We start from the raw sequence: 17,720 nt of genomic DNA on the forward strand, positions 1-17,720 counted from the left end.
CGCGGGCCGCGCCTCGCTCGTCAGCCGACACCCTCACGGATCCGTTCGACCACGACCGGTACCTGCTCGTCCCGGAGACACCTGGGGTCGAGGGTGATCCGGCCCTCGTCGACGTGTCGTTCGCCGACGATCACCTTCGGTCGCTCGTCCCGGAGCCGTCGAACGAGTTGCGTGGCACTGGTCGATCCGTCCGGATCGGGTTCGACGACGACCGTCGGGGGGGAGCGACAGTCCGACCGGTCGTCGTCGGTGACAGTGACGGCAAGCCCGCCGACCGCTGACAGCGCGGTCGCCAGTCGGGTCGCCCGGTCGTGCCAGCCGGCGACGAGCGCGGCCTCGTCCTCGTCGCAGTACAGTTCCAGCGCCCGAATCAGCCCCGCCAGTTCCTCCTTGCCGACTTTCATCGCCCGGCCGAGCCCGTGGTTGGGCGTCCCGTCGGGAAGTGACTCGGTCGAGAGCAGTTCCTCGGGCGGGTCCCAGAACGGGGCGGGCGTGTCGACGGGGAGGTGCTGGAGTGCGACCGAGCGGACCAGCCACTCGCGGCCGGCGACGATCCCCGTCGACTGCGGACCACGCACCGCTTTCCCGCCGCTGAAGACGACGGCGGTCGCGCCCTGGTCGACGTACTTCGTCAGGTTACTCCGGGGCGGGAGTTCCGCCGCCGCGTCGACGATCACCGGCACGTCGTGGCTGGACGCGACGCCGACGACGGTCGACAGCGAGAGGTCGTTTCGCGGGCGGTCGACGTACGCGACCGCGGCGGTGTCGGCGGAGATTGCGTCGGCCAGTTCCCACGGCTGGAGTTGCTCGGTTCCGGTGTGGTTGTCGATCAGGCCGACAGATCGCAGTGTCGCGCCCGGTACCCGGAACGCGAAGCCGTACTCGATCCGGTGGGCGGCCGGAACGAGGACCTCGCTGGGGACGCCCCTGGTGTCAGGAAGTCGGTCCATGACGCCGAAGTCGTCGCCGGCGATGCAGGCCGCCGTCGCCAGCGCGAGGCCCGAGGCGGCGCCGCTGGTGACGTAGCCGGCCTCGGCGCCGGTCACGTCGGCGATCACCTCGGCGGCCCGTGCCTGGAGGTCGGCGATCTCGACGAACTCGTCGGCGGCCTTGACCATTGCTTCGCGGGCGGCCGGCCGGATCAGGCTGCCGCCCACGCGGGTGTGGTTACCGACGGCGTTGATCACGGTCGGTACGTCGTGGGTCTCGTAGATGTCGTTCGGGTCGGGCATGGGTCGATAGGTATGAGTATACGGTGCTTACCACTCCGTTCTGGCGAGTCGGCCGTCCGTTCCCGTCCCCACGTCGTGGTAGTGGACCGTCGCGACGTTCCGGTCGGTGTCGACTCGCAGCCACCGCACGTCACCGCCGTAGTCCGGGTCGCGGTTGTGGACGAGGTGGCGCGCGAGGACGTAGCGGACGCCGTCGACGACCTCGACGCTACGGCCGTTGTCCGGCCAGTAGTGACCGCTGTTGACGAACACCGTGTTCCCCCGGGCGAGCACCCGCTGGACAGTCGGGTAGTTGAGCGTGAGTTTGTACGCGGCGGTGTGACCCGTCTCCCAGTCGTCGATCCCCTGGTGTTTCGCGACCGGTGCGTGGAGGAAGACGAACGTCGGGATCTCCGGATCGGTGTCCATCAGCCGTTCGAGCATCGAGATCTGCGGGGCGGAGACGAAGTTCTGCTGGTCCCGCAGCGCGTGATGGCCGGGGTGTGGGTTCGTATCGAGGACGACGTAGCGTGCGCCGTCCTCGACGAACCACCCCCACTGCGGGAACGCCTCGGCCGGGAAGTACTCCCGGTACACGTCCAGCGGTCGGTCGTTGTTCCCGCGGGCGACGACGTAGTCGCCGTCGAGGCGCTCGTCGAACAGCCGCTTCGCTCTCCCGAAGTCCCGGCGATAGAAGTAGTTGTCCGGATCGCCGTGCCACCCGCCCCAGTCGGTCCGGCCGTCGTTGTGCTCGTTTGCGGCCCCCAGCAGATGCCGGAGGTCCCCGCCCACGACCGTCCAGTCGACGGGGACCTCGTTCAGCCTGTCGATGGCCGCCTCGACGGTCGGCACGCCGTCGTAGCCGTCGCGGCCGCCGGCGACGATGTGTGGGTCGTACAGCAGGCCGATGGTCCGGCGCATCGTCACTCGCTCCAGAGGTGGACGGCCGTCCCCTGGTCGACGAACCCGATGCCGCCCGAGACGCTCGCCCGGAGTTCGTAGCCCGCGACGACGCACCCGTCGGGCTCGTAGTCGCCGGTGTCGGGCGCGAACTCGACCATCGGCGCGAGGACGTAGTCAGCGTCTTCGCCGGAAATCTCGACGCTCGTCTCGTAGGGCTCTCCGCTGCGCTGGACGTGGTCGGTCGTCAGTTCCAGTGTCAACTCGGCGCCCGCCGAGCCAGTCCACGCTCGCCCACAGACGTTCAGATAGGCGATGCTACAGCCGATCGGGGCGACGTAGGCCACTGGGAGGTAGTTCCGCTGGAGGGTGATGGGCTCTGATTCCGTGATCCGCCATGCGTCGTCGTCGGGAGCGGCCTGTGCGGGCGGTGGACCCAGCGGCCACGACGCGAGCAGTTCCGGCCCGCCGACGCGGGGCTGGTAGTCCCGGGAGACGAGCGCCGAATCGCTGTGTTCGACCGGGGACCGGCGAGCGAGCATCCGATTGGTGTCCCGGCGTTGCTCGACTGCCCGACTCCCGCCGCGGAGCCGTGGCCGTCCGCTCTCCCGTTCGGCGCTGTCTGTCCCGGGCGCGCCGTCTTCGCTGTTGTCGTCTCCGTCTGTCATATTCTGTGTTGCATCGGTCGTGTTGGTTCGGTCTGCGGCGATCAATCGTCCTCGATGCGGTCGGCCTGGTCGACGGCCTTTCCTTTCCGGCTCACCAGCCGACCGCCGTCACACGGGATCACCGCACCGGTGACGAACCCGGCCTCGGGGGACGCGAGGAAGGCGAGCAACGCAGCTACGTCGCTGGCCCGTCCCCAGCGACCGACGAGCGTCGCGGCGCGGTCGTCGACCTCCGGTGGGACCTGGTCGACTGCTTCCTCGATCGGGAGGTCGGGGTGGGCGTCGACGGCGGCCTGGTGGATCGGGCCGACCATCGCGGTGTTGACCGTGATGTCGGCGCCGGGCGCGGCCGACCACTCGCTGGCCAGACTCCGCGTGAGCCCGTCCAGCCCCGCCTTGGAGGCGGCGTAGGCGGCCGCTCCCGGGAGGGGCGAGCGGCTCTGGATCGCACCGACGTTGAGCACCCGCCCGTAGCCGCTCTCGCGCATGTGTGGGTACGCGTCACGGGCGAGCTGGAACGGACCGGTGAGGTTCGTCGCGAGGACGGATTCGAAGGTCGCCCGCTCCATCTCCGCGGCCCACTCGACGGTCAGGTCGGCCGCGTTGTTGACGACGATGTCGACGCTCCCGAACTCCGCGACGGTCCGCTCGACCAGCGTCTCGATGTCGTCGGCGTCGGTCAGATCGGTCCGGACGAACACCGCCGCACCACCGATCTCCTCGATCCGGTCGACGACTCGCCGTGCCGACGGCTTCGACCGCTGTGCGACGACGACGTTCGCGCCTTCCCGGGCGAACCGGACCGCCGTCCCCGTTCCGATCGTCCCGCCCCCGCCCGTGACGATCGCCGTGTGGCCGTCCAGCCGATCCGGGACGGCGTAGGTATCGGCAGGCATGGTTATCGGTCGAGGACCAGGCGGACGTGCATCGTCTGATCGGGGAAGTACGCGTGCCGGAAGTAGGTCGGCGACTGCGTGCCGTCCTCGGTGGTGACGCGGATCCGCAGTTCCATGCCGGCCGCGCTCCCGCTGCCGGAGTACTCTTCGATCCCGAACTGCCCGTCCCCGTCGGTGACCGTCTCGTTCCGGTTGATGACGTTCTCGATGCCGACGACGTTGACGAGGACGGTGGCGTTCGCGACCGGCGTCCCGTCGGCGGTGACGACGGTCCCCGTGAGCCGGTTCCCGTCGTTTTCTGCCATGTAGGCCGTCGCACCGGCCGAGGCGGCGAGGATGACCAGGACGACGACGGTAAAGCGGTTGAGCAGCAGCGTCCGGAGACTGAGTCCCTCGCGGACGAGCAGCGCCAACTGGGCGACCGGTTCGACGACGTACGCGACGAGTCGGCGGAGTGGACGATCCTGCATGGTTACTCCTTGATGCTCCCCATCACGGCGCTCTCGATGAACTGTTTTTGTAGCAACAGGAACAGCACGACCATCGGGACGACGGCCATGAGAGTGAACGCGTACATCAGCCCGTACCGGCCCTGGTTGTTGCCCTGGAAGGAGGCAAGCGCCTGCGTCAGCGTCATCAGTTCCTGCTCGTTGAGGATCAACAGCGGCCAGATGTAGGTGTTCCAGGCGAAGACGAACGCCAGGATGACGTTCGCGGCCAGCGCCGCCTTCGACAGCGGCCAGTAGATGCCGAAGATGATGTACAGTTCGGAGGCGCCGTCCAGCCGCGCGGACTCAATCATCGACTCCGGGACGGCGTCGAAACTCGTGTACAGGACGAAGATGTTGATGATGATGATCGCCAGCGGCAGGACGACACCGAAGCGGTTGTTCAGCAGGCCGAGTCGCTGTGAGACGAGGAAGGCCGGGATGATGACCGTCTGAGCCGGGATCATCATGTTGGCGACCAGGAAGCCCTGGACGAGTCGTCGGCCGCGGAAATCCAGCGTCAGGCCGTAGGCCGCAAGCGAGTTCAGGATCAGGTTCGCGCCGACGACGGTCACCGCGATGAAGGCGGTGTTGAAGAGGAAGGTCAGGAAGTCGACCTCGAACAGCACCTTCGAGAAGTTCGCCAGCGAGGGGTTCTCGATCCCGAGCGTCGGGACGCCGCCGTAGAGGTTCGCCGACGGCCACATCACTGAGATCTTGACCAGCCAGTACAGCGGGAACACGAAGGCCACGCCCATGATCGCCGCCAGCAGGAAGTAGCCGGTCCGAGTCAGCAGTTCCGTCCGGTCGGCGGCCCGCCAGAACGACACCCGTTCGCGGAGCAGGCCGATGTCCCGTCGGTTCAGGACCTCGTTGTCACGGCTCATCGGTACGACTCCCGTTGGACGAACCGGCCGACGGCGATCAGTGAGAGCATCAGCAGGAACAACACGACCGTCAACACGGCGGCGTAGCCGAAGTTCCCGTTCGTGAACGCCTGTCTGTACAGGTAGGTGATGAGGATCTCCGTCGCGTCGGCGGGGCCGCCGCCGGTCAGCACCCGGATCAGGTCGAACAGTTTGAACGAGAGGATCATCCCGACGAGGATACAGACCCCCATCGTCGGTTTGAGCAGGGGCAGCGTGATGTAGCGGAACCGCTGGCGGCGGTTCGCGCCGTCGATACGCGCGACCTCGTACACCTGCTGGGGGATCGTCTGGAGGCCCGCCAGGATGATGACCAGATACAGCCCGATGCTCTTCCAGATGTGGACGACGAACACCGACACCTTCGCCCAGGTGCCGTCGCCGAGCCAGGAGATGTTCGATTCGATGAGCCCCAGTTGGAGCAGGACGTGGTTCGCCACTCCTCCGCTGGTCTTGAAGATGTAGTTCCAGATGACGGCGATCCCGACCATCATCAGGATGTACGGGACGAAAAACAGCGACCGGAACCCGTCGCTGCCGACGAACTGCTGGTTCAAGAGGAGGGCGATCCCCAGCGCGAGCGCGATGCCGACCGGGATCGTCAACAGAAACAGGACGTTGTTGACGAGCGCGGTCACGAACACGTCGTCGGTCAGCAACCGCTGGTAGTTCTGGAGGCCGGCGAAGGAGGTCTCCCCGGTCCAGGACATCTCCTGGAAGGAGAGGAGGACCGTCCACAACAGCGGGATCGTCCGATAGAGCAGGAGCACGGCGATCGTCGGGACGAGGACGAGCCACGCGACGATCGATCGACGCCGCTGTTCGGAGAACAGCGTCGCTAGATCCGCCTCGCCGATACGCCGGCTGACTTCCGTGAGCATCCCGGATGACATCGTTCGGTGATGGAGTCCTCTACCTGGGAACTCAGTTCTCGATCGCCTGGTTGATCGCTTGCTCGGCGTCCGCTGCGGCCTGTTCGGGCGACTTCTCGCCGAGCGCGCAGGCCGAGACCATGTCCTTGTCGATGATGACCTCGATCTCGGCCGACGCGGGGATCGTCGGGGGCGCCCAGGCGTTGCTTCGGTTCTGGCTCCAGAGGTCGTACTGTTTGGCGAGGATCGGGTTGTTCGACCGGAACTCCTCGCTGTCGGCCAGGTCGCGGTGGGCGTTGAGGTTCGCGACGGGCCGGGTCGGGCCGGCGGTCGCGTTCTCCTTTTGCCACTTCTCGCTCAACACTACGTCGTTGATGAAGTGGAAGGCGGTCCGGACCTGCTCGGTGGGGTGGTACTCTTCGCTCGTGATCCCCCAGCCGTGAGCCGCGTAGACACCGGAGTTGCGCGGTCCCGGGCCGACACCGAGCGTGTCGACGTTGATCCAGTCGCCGTTGGCTTTGATTGTCCGGAGGTTGTTGAAGTGCGCGAAGTTCATCGCCGTGTTGCCGGCCGCGAACGTCTGGTTCGGGGCCGTCCACCGGCCGGTGAAGGAGGTCTCGGCGATGATGCCGTCCTGGGTGAGTTCCTGGATCCGCGAGAGGATCTCGACGGTCGTCTCGGTGTTGAGCGCCGCTGCGGTGTTGTCGTCGTTCAACAGGTCGACGCCTTCCGTCTGGAACAGCGGCCAGAAGTGGAACCCGAAGGTCAGCATCATCAGTCCCATCTCGGCGCTGGAGTTCGCGACCACTTCCTCGGCCACGTCGAAGTAGTCGAAGGTCGTGTAGGGGTTCTCCACGGTGGGCGGCTCGACGCCGGCCTCCTCGAAGAAGGACTTCCGGTAGCCGGTCCAGGTCGTCGAGTGGTAGAACGGAAGCCGGTACAGCGTCCCGTCGACGGAACTGAAGTTCAGGATCTGCTCGCCGAACTTCTCCTGGATCGCGTCCATCCCGCCTTCGACCTCCTCCTCGATGATCGGATCGAGGGGCGCGAACACGCCGGCGCTCGCGTACCGGGAGAAGATCCCCGCCTGAGTGTCGACCGCGTGTGGCGGGTTCCCCCCCTGAATTCGCGTCTGGAGGTACGACGGGAAGTCGCTGCCCGGCCTGTCGACCCAGTTCATCTCCACGCCTGAGTAGCGGTCGATGGCCGTGAAGTCGTCCATCCAGCCGTTGATCGCGTTCTCGTGGTAACCGATGTTCCAGGTCAGGAAGGATAGCTCGAACTCCGGCGCAGCCGGGGTGTCCCCGCTGCTGCCGTCGCCGCTCCCGCCGTCACCGCTGCCGCCCGAGCCACCGTCCCCGCCCGACCCACCGTCACCGCCGTTACCGCCTGTCCCGCCGTCCGACCCGCCATCGCCGCCGTCGCCGCCACAGCCGGCCAGTGCTGGCAGCGCCGCGCCCGCCGCCAACGCACGGAGGTACTTGCGCCGCTGGAGTCTACTCGGGAGTCCTGTGGGATCGCTCTCTTCACCCATAAGAAATTATCGATGACCAACATATGTAAACGTTTCGCACGGCACTTTATATCACATCGGTATTGCCGACACTCCGGCCCTCCACGGACGACAGGTTCACTCGATCCAGACCGGCGAGGCCCAGGCGTACTGCCCGTCCCGCTGGGCGAGTCGGACGTAGTAGTGGTCACGGTCGGCGGGGAGGTCGGCGAACTCGACGGTCGCTCGGCAGGCCGAGGCGGGCGCGGCGGGGTGGAACTTCACCTTCCGCGCGTTGTGATAGGCCACGTCGGGGTTGTCGATGTCCTCGCGGGCCCGACCGAACTCCGCGGCGATGCGGTCGTAACAGTCCTCTGTGAACGCGACGACGTGTGTGTCGCCTAGGAGGTCCCCGAGCGCGACGGTCACGTCCTCGTGGCGGTCGAGCGCGAGCGACAGCGTCGTCGCCGCCGTTCCCGAAACCGTACAGACGAACCCCTGCGTGACCTCGTACACCGGGCTGTCACGTTCGGTGGTCACCGAAAACGAACAGCTGTCGCCGTCGTGGTCGTACCGCTGCCCCCAGCCGTTGAAACGCGGCTGGACCGCCGCAAGGTCGCCGTCCGTGACGGTCAGGTCGCCGTCGAACTCGTTTTCGGCCCCGTGCCAGTCACCGTACTCCGGCGTGGGACCCCACCCCATCTCCACGAGCACCGAATAGGTCGCTCGCTCGTCCTCGGCGGGGTACTCCCAGCGACTCGCGTGGGTGTACGTCTCCCGGACGCGCCCTTCGGCGACGAGTTCGACCCGGTCGAGCGGCCGGGCGCAGTCGACCTCGACGGTCGCGGTCACCGGTTCGTCGGTCTCGACGACGCCGCCCATCGGTTCGCCGGCGAGCTCGTACCACAGCGTGATCCGATCGCCGGTGGTCCCGTAGGTCCGCCGAGCGGTGAGTGCGTCCCAGACCGCCTCGCGGGTCAGGTCTGTCGCCCAGAGGCCGGCCACACCGTCGCCCCACGAGCCAGGCAGGCCGCCGCCGTCGTTCGAGGCGATGACGCCGACGCGGTGGCCCTGTTCGAGCGCGTCCTGGAAGCTCCCGCCCGACGCCCGCGGCCCCATGCTGGGGTTCGCGTCCATCGGGACCGGCGTGCCGACGCCCTCGCTCGATCCATGAGTCGAGTACACTTCCGTCACCGGCGACAGCGCCGGGTCGTGCAACTCCCAGTCTTTCGCCCGCTCGCCGGCCTTGTAGGCCGTGTGATGGGGGATGGCGAGCGCCGGCATCTCCAGGTCGTTGAGGTGGTCGAACAGCCGCGGCAGTTTCCAGGCGTCGTCCAGCGGCCCGCCCTCGGCGAAGTGGATCACGTTGTGGTCGCCCCACGCGCGCCGGTTCCCGTTCCACTCGTAGCCCGGGAAGGTGACGAACTCGCCGGGGTCGTTGTGATCGGCCACCGCCCGCTGGATCCGGTCCCACCACTCCAGAAACTGTGGCCTGTTCTGTACCGTCTCCTCGCGCATCCCCCACCGGTCACGGTCGGTGACGCGGTACTCGAAGCCGATGTCGCCGGCCGCGAACCACGTGAACGGGTAGCACAGCACCGGGTAGATGTCGACGTTGTGACTGGCGTCGATCAGCGCCTCGTCGATGCGGTCCAGCGTCGCGACCGGTTCGGTCGCGTGCTTGTGGAAGTCCCCCCAGTACACCTGGTAATCGGCCGGGCCGGTCATCGGGCTGTCCTCCCGATCCGTCGCTGTCGGTCGGTCGTGTTCGTCGGAGTCACTGGTACATCTCGCTGGTCGGTTCGGCCTCCTCGGGCACGGTCTGGTGTTTGATCGTCTCGCCAGTCTCGGCGTCGAAGAGGTAGCTGTTCGCCTCGGGGAACTGGAGTGTGACGGTGCTCCCGACCGAGAGCTGTTGGTGGCCGCTGACACTCGCGGTGTAGCGCTCGCCGTCGAGTTCGTAGTAGAACAGTTGCTCCTTGCCCAGCGGTTCGACGACCTCGATCTCCACGTCGACGGTGTCCCCTCCGTCCGACCCCCGTGCGAGACGCGCGTCTTCGGGTCTGATCCCGAGGATCACGTCGGTCTCCTCGCGCCTGTCGATCGTGTCGAGCGTCTCCGAGAAGGTCAGTTCGAACGCCGGGTGGGTCAGCGTGAGTGCGTCCGTGCCCCAGGCGGCCTCACAGGGGATGAAGTTCATCGACGGCGAGCCGATGAAGCCGGCGACGAACTGGTTCGCCGGCCGGTGGTAGGTGTCCATCGGCCTCCCGACCTGCTGGACCGCTCCGTCGTTCATGATCGCGATGCGGTCGCCCATCGTCATCGCCTCGGTCTGGTCGTGGGTGACGTAGATCGTCGTCACGCCCAGTTCCTGCTGGAGCTCCTGGATCTCCGTGCGCATCGTGGTCCGCAGCTTCGCGTCGAGGTTCGAGAGCGGTTCGTCCATCAGGAACACCGCGGGCTCTCGAACGATCGCTCGCCCCAGCGCGACACGCTGTTTCTGCCCGCCCGACAGTTCGTTGGGCATCTTCTCCAGCAGGTCGGTGATCCCCATGATGCGAGCGGCCTTCTCGACCTGGCTGTCGATGTCGTCCTTCGGCAGGTCCCCCTGCATCTTGAGACCGAACGACATGTTCTTCCGGGCGGTCAGGTGTGGGTACAGCGCGTAGTTCTGGAACACCATCGCGACATCCCGGTTCTTGGGTTTCACGCCGGTCAGTGACTCGCCGTCCAGTCTGATCTCCCCGTCCGTGATCGACTCCAGGCCGGCGACCAGCCGTAGCAGAGTCGACTTCCCGCTGCCAGACGGCCCGACCAGTACGACGAACTCGCCGTCCTGTATCGTCATCGTGACATCCTCGACCGCGGCGATGTCACCCTCCGGGCCGGAGAACACCTTCGAGACGTTATCCAGCTCTACCGATCCCATATTCTTGAATTTCCATCCACATTGTCATATACCTTGGGGTGTGCTCACAGACCTGGTGACGCCGTTCCTCCTCACACGATGTCGTAGTTTCCGTCGATTTCGACGACGGCGCCGTCCCGGTCGATCGACCGCTCGGCGGCCAGCGACACCGCGGCCGCCTTCTTCGCGTCGACCGCCGTCGCCGGGGGCGCCGCCTTTCCCTGGAGACACCGCAGGAACCGTCGCATCTGGTAGATGTCGCCGCCGTGGGAGCCCGCTGCGCCGACGGTGATCTCCTCGGTTTCCCCCCGCCGCTGGACGAGAAGGTCCTCGGGACTGTCGGGCGCGATGACGACGCCGTCGGTCCCGCGATACTCGGATGTCTTGCGCGTGTGGACATCGTAGACATCGGCGTGGCCGACACCGTTGTACAGACACAGCTCTAGCGAGCCCACCGTCCCGTCGTCGTACTGGACGTTGACGGTGGCCTGGTCGACGATGTCGGTGTCCCGCGTGAAGACGTGCTGCCCGCCGAACGCCGACACCCGAACCGGCTCGGCTTCGGTGTACCAGTTGAACAGGTCGAAGTCGTGGGAGTTCTTCTCCAGGAGGGCGCCGCCGCTGCGCGCCTCGCTGAACCGAAACCCGCCCGAGGACGACTGGAACGGATCCCGTACCTCGACGTGGCTCACCATCCCGAGGTCGCCGACGGTTCCCGCCGTCAGTAGCTCCTTTATCTTTCGGTAGTACGGCGCGACCCGTCGCTGGAACCCGACGTAAAACAGGGCGTCGGTGGCCTCGGCGGCTCCGATCAGCTCGTCGTGGGCCGGCAGTGTCGTCGCCAGTGGCTTCTCACAGAACGTGTCGATGTCCCGCTCCAGCAGCGGCACGGCGCTCTCGACGTGTCTGTCGTTGGGCGAGGCGACGACGACGGCGTCGAACGCCCCCTCGTCGAGGAACGGCTCCAGATCGGCGTACAGTGCCGGGTCGTCGCCGTGTTCCCGACAGCGTTCGGCCGCCGTCTCGCGGGACTCGTCCCCCGGGTTCATGATCGCGGTGATCGAGGGCTGGAGGTCGCTCACGTCGTCGACCCAGTCGGGGGTCTCGGTGGCGAACTCGTCGTAGAACCCGTGTGGCCAGCCGTCGTCGCGGTTACACAGGAAGTACTCCTGGTCGCGGATCGTGTACAGGTGGTCCATCAGTGTCCGGGCTCGCTTGCCTGCGGCGACGAACCCGATTGCTGGGCGGAACGGCATACGAGAACTGTCGCCGCCCTGCTACTTATGTGCTTGCCAGCGACGGCCGTAGCTATAAATATCGGACCGCCGACTGTTCGAGTGAGACGACCGGAGTTCGACCAATGGGCGACACGTCACCACCGCTCGGCCAGGACTACCAGCGACCGATCATCGGTGTCTCGGCGTTGCTGTGGTCGCTGCCGACCAATCTCGCGACGACGACCCTGGCCGTCTTCGTCGGCCGCCAGGGGACCGCGTTCCAGGTCAGTCTCGTGACGATGTCGCACTTTCTCGCGCTCTTGCTGTTCGCGCCGGTGTGGGGAGTCGTCGCCGATCTCACGGGCGAACACCGGCGGCTCCTCGCTGGCGCCGGGATCGCCGGGTCACTGGTACTGGTCGTCCTGGGGCTGACCGAGGGCGTCTGGTACCCGATCCTCCTGCGGGGGCTGTACGCGACCTTCTTTGCGGCGTTTCCGCCGCTGATGTTGACGATCGTGAGCGAACGTGGCGGCGCCAGCCGGCGGGGACAGGCGCTGGGCACGTTCAACAGCTGGCGGTCGGTCGGTTTCGCGCTCGGACAGTTCTTCGCCGGGCTCTCGCTGGCGTTGCTGACGTACTTCGAGATCTACTTCGCGCTGGCCGTGGTCACCCTCGCTGCGACGGCCGTGACCTGGTTCGTCGCGAACCCGGTCCCGGCCCGGGAGACGACGCTCCGGTGGACCACCGTCCGCGAGCAGGTCCGCCACCGCTTGCTCCCGGTGCGGGGGGACCGCTCACATCTGACCACCAGCGGCCTCCACTGGGTCTACGTCGCCGTCGGCCTCCAGGGGGTGACCTTCTTCGGCCTGCTGAGCCTGCTCCCGGTGTATCTCACGGACGAGGTCGGTGTCTCAGAGACGCTGATGGGGTTCTTTCTGGGGCTCAACCCGCTCAGCCGAATCGCGCTGATGCTGGTCTTCGGGGCGGCCGTCGAGCGGTACGGCCGGAAACTGATCCTGGCGCTCGGTCTCCTGGGGACCGGCGTGTTCGCGGTGGTCCTGGCCGCAGCGACGGTCCCGCCTCCGGGCGTCCTCCGGCTCGTGGTCGTCGGCGTCGGCTTCGGGATCATCGCCGTCTCCTTCTCGGCCGCGGTCATCGGCAGCCAGACTTTCATCGGGGACGTGGCGGCGGTCGACCGGGAGTCCGAACTGATGGGGGTCCGGTCGACGGCGATGGGCGTCGGTGGCGTGATCGGCCCGCTGCTCGTCGGCGGGCTCGTGACACTGCTGACCTACGACATCGCGTTCGTCCTGCTGTCTGGCTTCTCGTTCGCCGGGACCGCGCTGGTCGTCGTCGGCGTCTCCGAGACGGTCACCGGAACCGCCGTTCCCGGTCTCGACTGAGACGCTCAGCCCTCCTCGGCACCGGTCGCCTGGGTGATGTCGGGGTCGGGCCGTCGGGCGGCCAGTTCCGTCATCGTCACCCGCAAGTCGGGGTGGAGCTGGAGCAGCGATCCCGGACACTGCTCGGTTACCGGGCCGAGCAACGCCCGTCGGAGCGTGCCCGCGTGCCAGTTGCGCATGAACGTGAGGTGGACACGATCGGAGAGGAGCAGTTCGTACATCCCCAGGGTCACCGCCCGTTCGGGGATCAGCTCCCAGTTCCCCAGGGTCCCGCCCATCGCCATCTGCGTGGTGCTCTCCCGTGAGATGGTGAGCGTTCGCGTGCGCGTCTCCGCGAGGTCCTGTGCAGTCATCTCTTCGTCCGGTTCCGGCGGGTCGTTGAACGCGAAATGGCCGGTGATCCCGAACCCGCCGTAACAGGCGTTCACGCCGTCGATCGCGTCCAACTCCTCGGTCACTGCCGCCGGGTCGTCGGGGTCGGGAAACACCACGTCGGCCATCGTCAACCCGAGGTCGCCAGCGAGGTTCTCGACGAGACTCTCCCGCATGAACGCGCGGAAACTCAGCGGGTGGGACTCGGGGAGTAACGCGCCGTCGTCGTCGAGGTACTCGTCCATCATGTAGATCGTCACGTCCGCCAGCGACAGCCGTTCCCTGTTACAGATGTTGGCGAGATACTCGTAGTCCAGCGGGCCGACCGGGAGGATCAGCGTGGTGTCGTCCTCCGCCTCGTTGTTGCGGGCGATCAGGTCGGCGATCTCGCGTGCGATTCGTCTGTCGAGTGCCTCCGTGTCGGCGACGAGCGTAAACGGGATGTCGTCGTGTGCGAGGAGGTCCTCGGCGGTTGCCTCGTATGGCTCCATCTCTGTGTGCCTCACTAGCACGTCGGCGGCGCCGCAGATAATAGTTGGCTCGCGAAACAGTCCGCTCGACAAACCTTTTTGTGCCAGTCTCGCGACACACTAGCCGTATGCTCCCGACCACAGAGCGCGGCGACGAGGTGCGGCGACTCCTCGAACTCGGCCCCGAGGCTCTCGACCGTGAGGCGGGCGACAGGGTGTCGGTTCTTGGCGACCTCGATGAACTGTTCGAACAGTTCGCACAGGCGGTCGCCGACGAGATCGCGGCCAGCAACGACGCTGGCGAACGAACGACACTGATCCTCCCGGTCGGCCCGGTCGACCACTACCCGCGGCTGGCGGAGCTGATCAACGAGCGCGAAATCGACATGGCCGACTGTCACCTCTTTTTCATGGACGAGTACTGCGACCACAGCGGCCGCGTCGTCCCGCCCGACCACCCGCTGAGCTTCCGCCGGGAGATGGACGCGGTGTTTTTCGACCACCTCGACCCCGCGCTCGCCGTCCCGGACGACCAGGTGGTCTTTCCCACCCACGAGAACGTCACCGACCTCCCCGGGATGATCGCCGACGCCGGCGGCATCGACACCTGCTACGGCGGCATCGGCGTCCACGGCCACGTCGCGTTCAACGAACCGGAACCGGGCGTCGCCGACACCGATCCCCGTCTGGTCTATCTCAACGACTACACCCGGACTATCAACGCCATCCGCGCGGGCGTCGGCGGCAACCTCGAAGGGTTCCCCCGGAAGGCGGTCACCGTCGGGATGAACCAGGTGCTCGGTGCCGACCGTGTCCGGCTTTACTGCCGGAACGACGTGCCCGGCCTCGACTGGGCCAACACCGTCCTCCGGCTGGCGGTCCTTGGCGACCCCGGCCCCGACTATCCGGTGACGTATCTCACCGATCACGACGATTACCGGGTCGTCACCGACGAACGGACCGCCGCGCGACCGGATCACGTGCTCTGACCCGCCCAGTCGCCCCCCGGTGTGGCCGTCGCCAACAGTTATGACACTGAAGCTAAAACTCTAGGTAGGATGCTTCCCGAAGAACGGAAACAGGAGATCGTCGGCTACGTCGAACGCCAGGACGGCGCGTCGGTCAGCGAACTCGCCGACGAACTGCGCGTCTCGGAGTCGACGATCCGGCGTGACCTCACGGAACTCAATCAGGACGGGCTCGTACGACGGTCCCACGGCGGCGCGCTCCCGGCGGCACACGTCGCCAGCGAGCCCTCGTTCGCACAGCGCAGCGTCCAGAACCTGGACGCGAAGCGGCTGATCGCCGAGCGTGCGGTCAAGGAGATCACCGACGGGGACGTGGTGTTCTTCGACTCCGGGACGACGGTGCTGGAAGTGGCGAAGGCGGCACCGAAAGACGGCTCGTTCACCGCGGTGACGAACTCCATCGAACTGGGGTTCGAACTCGGGACCGGCGACGGTCGACTGAAGGTGACCGGCGGGAACCAGCGCAACAAGTCCCGCTCGCTCGTCGGGCCCGTCGGCGAACGGTTCCTGCGGAGCCACCACTTCGATCTACTGTTCCTCGGGACGAACTCGATCGACCTCGACGCCGGGCTGTCGACGCCCAACGAACCGGAGGGTCGGATGAAACAGCTCATGGTCGATCAGTCCGAGCGGGTCGTCCTCTTGGCGGACGGCTCGAAGTTCGGGCGGCGCAGTTACGTCCAGTTTGCACCGCTCACGGCGATCGATACGCTCGTCACGGAGGCCCGACTCGCCGACGAACGGCGCCGGGCGCTCCGGGACCGATCCATCGAGGTCGTCGACGCACTGGCCTGAGGAGGTGACACAGGTATGCTGGACTCAGCGACAGAGGCGGCACTGGCGTCCTGCCGGCGCGACCTCCCCGAGCGACTCCCCGAGACCCACGTCGTCCACGGCTTCGACGGCTACTGTGACCGCGTGCGGACCATGGTCGACGCACGAACCGGACCCGAAGAGTACGACCGGATGGACGACCTGTCGGCGCTTTCGGCCCGCATCGGCGGGTCCGTCGACCTCGGGACTTCCTGTAGCATCGAGTGGTTCACCGAGGACTCACGCGCCGGCGGGCACACCTCCCACTTCGGCCGCGCGTTCGCCCGGTTGGGGTTCGAGCCGACTCTCGTCGGAACCTACGGCGATCCGCCTCGGTCGATCTTCGAGGAGGAACTCGACGGCTGTGAGCTGCGGTCGGTGGGGTCGCCCTCCTACACCGACGCCGTGGAGTTCGACGACGGAAAACTGATGCTCAACGAGATCGGGTCGATGGCGTCACTGGACTGGGAGCGCCTCCGTGAGCGGCTCTCGGTCCAGCAACTCGCGACGGCGATCGACGGCGCGCCGGTCCTCTCGATGGGGTACTGGGCGACGATCCCGTTCCTCCCGACGATCTGGCGCGGCCTCCGCCGGGAGGTCTGGCCGGTCCTGACCGACCCGCCGCGGACGGTGTTCGTCGACCCGGCCGACATCCGGCGGCTCTCGACGGAGCGGCTCACAGCGGGCCTCGACTCCCTCGCGGCGCTCGACGACACCGTTCCGGTCGTCGTCAGCGCGAACCGCGCCGAGACGGCAGTGTTCGCGGACCTCGGCGAGTCGACGGCCACGGAGATGCGCGAGCAGGCGATCGCTGCCCGCGAGCTACTGGGCGTCTCGGAGTTCGTCGCCCACGCCGCCGACCGCGCCGTCCGCGTCGACGAGGACGGGACCGCGACCGTCCGGACTCCTCACGTCGCCAAGCCGACACTCACCGCGAGCGCGGGCGACCACTTCAACGTCGGGTACGTGCTCGGGCAGCTCCTCGGCCTCGGCGGCCCGTCGTCGCTCCTGCTGGGGAACGCCGTCGCGAACTGGTTCCTCCGGCGCGGCGAACCGCCGACGTACGGCGAACTACTTGGCTTTCTCTCGCGGTTCGACAGCTACTTCGAGTGACCGCCGTGTGCGGATCGACCGCAAACAACATACTTCTGCGGTGACAATCTCCTGTCGAAGCAGATGAACAGAGTGTATCTCATCCAGTCGTCCAGTCCAGCCAGGCGGGGACCGTCCCGATGAGCGGGGCCGACCTGCTCGATACCGACTCGGAGAACGCGGTCGTCGTCGCGCTCGATCACGGCATCGCCAAGGGCGCTCTCGACGGGTTCGAGGACCCGCGCCGGACGCTCGCGGCGGTACTGGCGGGGGGTCCCGACGCTATCATCGCCCGCGCGCCCTTCGTCCAGCGGTTCGCGGACCTGATCGAGGACTCGTCTACGACCGTCGTGCTCGCGCCCGATGTCCTCACCTTCTCGACGCTCCCCGCACAGGACGACGGCGACGACATGTGGACCGGGGCCTACAGCGCGGAGTTCCTCCGCGCTGCCGAGCCATCGGGGGTCAAGGTCGTCCTGAACTTCGGCCGGGAGAACCGCGAGCGCCACCGTGCGAACATCGAGTACATCGTCCACCTCTACGAGGAACTGCGGGAGACGGAGATCCCGCTGATCGTCGAACCGGTGCTGTGGGGCAGTCGCGTCCCGGAGGGCCTGGCCTCGGACCCAGACAGTATCGCCGACGCCGCACGGATCGGCTGGGAACTCGGGGCGGACATCCTCAAACTCCCGTATCCCGGCGAGCAAGCGGCCTTCGCCGACATCGTCGACCGCACGCCGGTCCCGACGATGATCCTCGGGGGGCCGGCGACCACCCCCGAGGCGACCCTCGGTGACGTGGAGGCGGCGATGGCGGCCGGCGCGCGCGGTGTCATGATCGGTCGGTCGATCTGGCAGACCGCCGACCCGGCGGCGATGGTCGAGGCGATGCGCCAGATCGTCCACGAGGGCCGGAGCGCGGACGCGGTGGCCGGCCTGACGCCCTGACGGGTATCGGGTCTGCC

General features: G+C 67.1%; 17 protein-coding genes. 5 read left to right on the forward strand and 12 right to left on the reverse strand.

Annotated elements, in window-relative coordinates; all coding sequences use genetic code 11:
- Positions 1 to 20: 20 nt before the first annotated feature.
- The 11 genes from P1L40_RS20590 to P1L40_RS20640 form a co-directional block, all read right to left on the reverse strand.
- Positions 21 to 1,232, reverse strand: coding sequence for an L-seryl-tRNA selenium transferase (locus P1L40_RS20590; protein ID WP_284011258.1), 1,212 nt, complete (start codon positions 1,230 to 1,232; stop codon positions 21 to 23).
- A gap of 27 nt (positions 1,233 to 1,259) precedes the next feature.
- Positions 1,260 to 2,132 (reverse strand): metallophosphoesterase family protein, encoded by an 873-nt coding sequence (locus P1L40_RS20595; RefSeq protein WP_284011259.1) that lies wholly within the window; start codon positions 2,130 to 2,132, stop codon positions 1,260 to 1,262.
- Positions 2,133 to 2,134: 2 nt separating this feature from the next.
- A complete protein-coding gene (locus P1L40_RS20600) occupies positions 2,135 to 2,779 on the reverse strand; it encodes a hypothetical protein (RefSeq protein ID WP_284011260.1) in 645 nt (214 codons plus the stop codon).
- A gap of 41 nt (positions 2,780 to 2,820) precedes the next feature.
- Positions 2,821 to 3,675, reverse strand: coding sequence for an SDR family NAD(P)-dependent oxidoreductase (locus P1L40_RS20605; RefSeq protein ID WP_284011261.1), 855 nt, complete (start codon positions 3,673 to 3,675; stop codon positions 2,821 to 2,823).
- Between the two features lie 2 nt (positions 3,676 to 3,677).
- Complete coding sequence (locus tag P1L40_RS20610; RefSeq protein WP_284011262.1) at positions 3,678 to 4,145, reverse strand: transthyretin-like family protein; 468 nt, start codon at positions 4,143 to 4,145, stop codon at positions 3,678 to 3,680.
- Positions 4,146 to 4,147: 2 nt separating this feature from the next.
- Positions 4,148 to 5,050 carry a carbohydrate ABC transporter permease gene (locus P1L40_RS20615; protein WP_284011263.1) on the reverse strand — a complete coding sequence of 301 codons (903 nt, stop codon included), beginning with the start codon at positions 5,048 to 5,050 and terminating at the stop codon, positions 4,148 to 4,150.
- Positions 5,047 to 5,982: a carbohydrate ABC transporter permease gene (locus P1L40_RS20620; RefSeq protein WP_284011264.1), complete on the reverse strand. Its 936-nt coding sequence runs from the start codon at positions 5,980 to 5,982 to the stop codon at positions 5,047 to 5,049. The genes P1L40_RS20615 and P1L40_RS20620 overlap by 4 nt, the downstream gene beginning before the upstream one ends.
- A gap of 31 nt (positions 5,983 to 6,013) precedes the next feature.
- Positions 6,014 to 7,495 (reverse strand): extracellular solute-binding protein, encoded by a 1,482-nt coding sequence (locus tag P1L40_RS20625; RefSeq protein ID WP_284011265.1) that lies wholly within the window; start codon positions 7,493 to 7,495, stop codon positions 6,014 to 6,016.
- Positions 7,496 to 7,591: 96 nt separating this feature from the next.
- Positions 7,592 to 9,181 (reverse strand): DUF3604 domain-containing protein, encoded by a 1,590-nt coding sequence (locus P1L40_RS20630; protein ID WP_284011266.1) that lies wholly within the window; start codon positions 9,179 to 9,181, stop codon positions 7,592 to 7,594.
- Between the two features lie 49 nt (positions 9,182 to 9,230).
- The gene (locus P1L40_RS20635; protein WP_284011267.1) at positions 9,231 to 10,382 is read right to left on the reverse strand and encodes an ABC transporter ATP-binding protein; all 1,152 of its coding nucleotides are present in this window, start codon (positions 10,380 to 10,382) and stop codon (positions 9,231 to 9,233) included.
- 71 nt (positions 10,383 to 10,453) lie between these two features.
- Complete coding sequence (locus P1L40_RS20640; protein ID WP_284011268.1) at positions 10,454 to 11,617, reverse strand: Gfo/Idh/MocA family protein; 1,164 nt, start codon at positions 11,615 to 11,617, stop codon at positions 10,454 to 10,456.
- 104 nt (positions 11,618 to 11,721) lie between these two features.
- Here P1L40_RS20640 and P1L40_RS20645 point away from each other — a divergent pair, with 104 nt between their 5' ends.
- Positions 11,722 to 12,981: an MFS transporter gene (locus tag P1L40_RS20645; protein ID WP_284011269.1), complete on the forward strand. Its 1,260-nt coding sequence runs from the start codon at positions 11,722 to 11,724 to the stop codon at positions 12,979 to 12,981.
- 5 nt (positions 12,982 to 12,986) lie between these two features.
- Here the strand turns inward: P1L40_RS20645 and P1L40_RS20650 are convergent, their stop codons facing one another.
- Positions 12,987 to 13,844, reverse strand: a complete 858-nt coding sequence (locus P1L40_RS20650) for a sugar phosphate isomerase family (RefSeq protein WP_284011270.1) — start codon at positions 13,842 to 13,844, stop codon at positions 12,987 to 12,989.
- Between the two features lie 107 nt (positions 13,845 to 13,951).
- On the opposite strand from P1L40_RS20650, the gene P1L40_RS20655 reads away from it, so the two are divergent.
- The 4 genes from P1L40_RS20655 (at position 13,952) to P1L40_RS20670 (ending at position 17,703) form a co-directional block, all read left to right on the forward strand.
- Complete coding sequence (locus tag P1L40_RS20655; RefSeq protein ID WP_284011271.1) at positions 13,952 to 14,812, forward strand: 6-phosphogluconolactonase; 861 nt, start codon at positions 13,952 to 13,954, stop codon at positions 14,810 to 14,812.
- A 69-nt stretch (positions 14,813 to 14,881) separates the two neighbouring features.
- A complete protein-coding gene (glpR, locus tag P1L40_RS20660) occupies positions 14,882 to 15,646 on the forward strand; it encodes an HTH-type transcriptional regulator GlpR (RefSeq protein ID WP_284011272.1) in 765 nt (254 codons plus the stop codon).
- A 15-nt stretch (positions 15,647 to 15,661) separates the two neighbouring features.
- Complete coding sequence (locus P1L40_RS20665) at positions 15,662 to 16,777, forward strand: hypothetical protein (RefSeq protein ID WP_284011273.1); 1,116 nt, start codon at positions 15,662 to 15,664, stop codon at positions 16,775 to 16,777.
- Between the two features lie 119 nt (positions 16,778 to 16,896).
- Positions 16,897 to 17,703 (forward strand): class I fructose-bisphosphate aldolase, encoded by an 807-nt coding sequence (locus P1L40_RS20670; protein ID WP_284011274.1) that lies wholly within the window; start codon positions 16,897 to 16,899, stop codon positions 17,701 to 17,703.
- Positions 17,704 to 17,720 lie beyond the last annotated feature (17 nt).

This window comes from Haloarcula pelagica, assembly GCF_030127105.1.
Taxonomy (GTDB): Archaea; Halobacteriota; Halobacteria; order Halobacteriales; family Haloarculaceae; genus Haloarcula; species Haloarcula pelagica.

Excerpts from the sequence above, each read along its gene's own strand:
- P1L40_RS20590 (WP_284011258.1), bottom strand. The coding sequence starts at position 1,232 with ATGCCCGACCCGAACGACATCTACGAGACCCACGACGTACCGACCGTG.
- P1L40_RS20595 (WP_284011259.1), bottom strand. The coding sequence starts at position 2,132 with ATGCGCCGGACCATCGGCCTGCTGTACGACCCACACATCGTCGCCGGC.
- P1L40_RS20600 (WP_284011260.1), bottom strand. The coding sequence starts at position 2,779 with ATGACAGACGGAGACGACAACAGCGAAGACGGCGCGCCCGGGACAGAC.
- P1L40_RS20605 (WP_284011261.1), bottom strand. The coding sequence starts at position 3,675 with ATGCCTGCCGATACCTACGCCGTCCCGGATCGGCTGGACGGCCACACG.
- P1L40_RS20610 (WP_284011262.1), bottom strand. The coding sequence starts at position 4,145 with ATGCAGGATCGTCCACTCCGCCGACTCGTCGCGTACGTCGTCGAACCG.
- P1L40_RS20615 (WP_284011263.1), bottom strand. The coding sequence starts at position 5,050 with ATGAGCCGTGACAACGAGGTCCTGAACCGACGGGACATCGGCCTGCTC.
- P1L40_RS20620 (WP_284011264.1), bottom strand. The coding sequence starts at position 5,982 with ATGTCATCCGGGATGCTCACGGAAGTCAGCCGGCGTATCGGCGAGGCG.
- P1L40_RS20625 (WP_284011265.1), bottom strand. The coding sequence starts at position 7,495 with ATGGGTGAAGAGAGCGATCCCACAGGACTCCCGAGTAGACTCCAGCGG.
- P1L40_RS20630 (WP_284011266.1), bottom strand. The coding sequence starts at position 9,181 with ATGACCGGCCCGGCCGATTACCAGGTGTACTGGGGGGACTTCCACAAG.
- P1L40_RS20635 (WP_284011267.1), bottom strand. The coding sequence starts at position 10,382 with ATGGGATCGGTAGAGCTGGATAACGTCTCGAAGGTGTTCTCCGGCCCG.
- P1L40_RS20640 (WP_284011268.1), bottom strand. The coding sequence starts at position 11,617 with ATGCCGTTCCGCCCAGCAATCGGGTTCGTCGCCGCAGGCAAGCGAGCC.
- P1L40_RS20645 (WP_284011269.1), top strand. The coding sequence starts at position 11,722 with ATGGGCGACACGTCACCACCGCTCGGCCAGGACTACCAGCGACCGATC.
- P1L40_RS20650 (WP_284011270.1), bottom strand. The coding sequence starts at position 13,844 with ATGGAGCCATACGAGGCAACCGCCGAGGACCTCCTCGCACACGACGAC.
- P1L40_RS20655 (WP_284011271.1), top strand. The coding sequence starts at position 13,952 with ATGCTCCCGACCACAGAGCGCGGCGACGAGGTGCGGCGACTCCTCGAA.
- glpR (WP_284011272.1), top strand. The coding sequence starts at position 14,882 with ATGCTTCCCGAAGAACGGAAACAGGAGATCGTCGGCTACGTCGAACGC.
- P1L40_RS20665 (WP_284011273.1), top strand. The coding sequence starts at position 15,662 with ATGCTGGACTCAGCGACAGAGGCGGCACTGGCGTCCTGCCGGCGCGAC.
- P1L40_RS20670 (WP_284011274.1), top strand. The coding sequence starts at position 16,897 with ATGAGCGGGGCCGACCTGCTCGATACCGACTCGGAGAACGCGGTCGTC.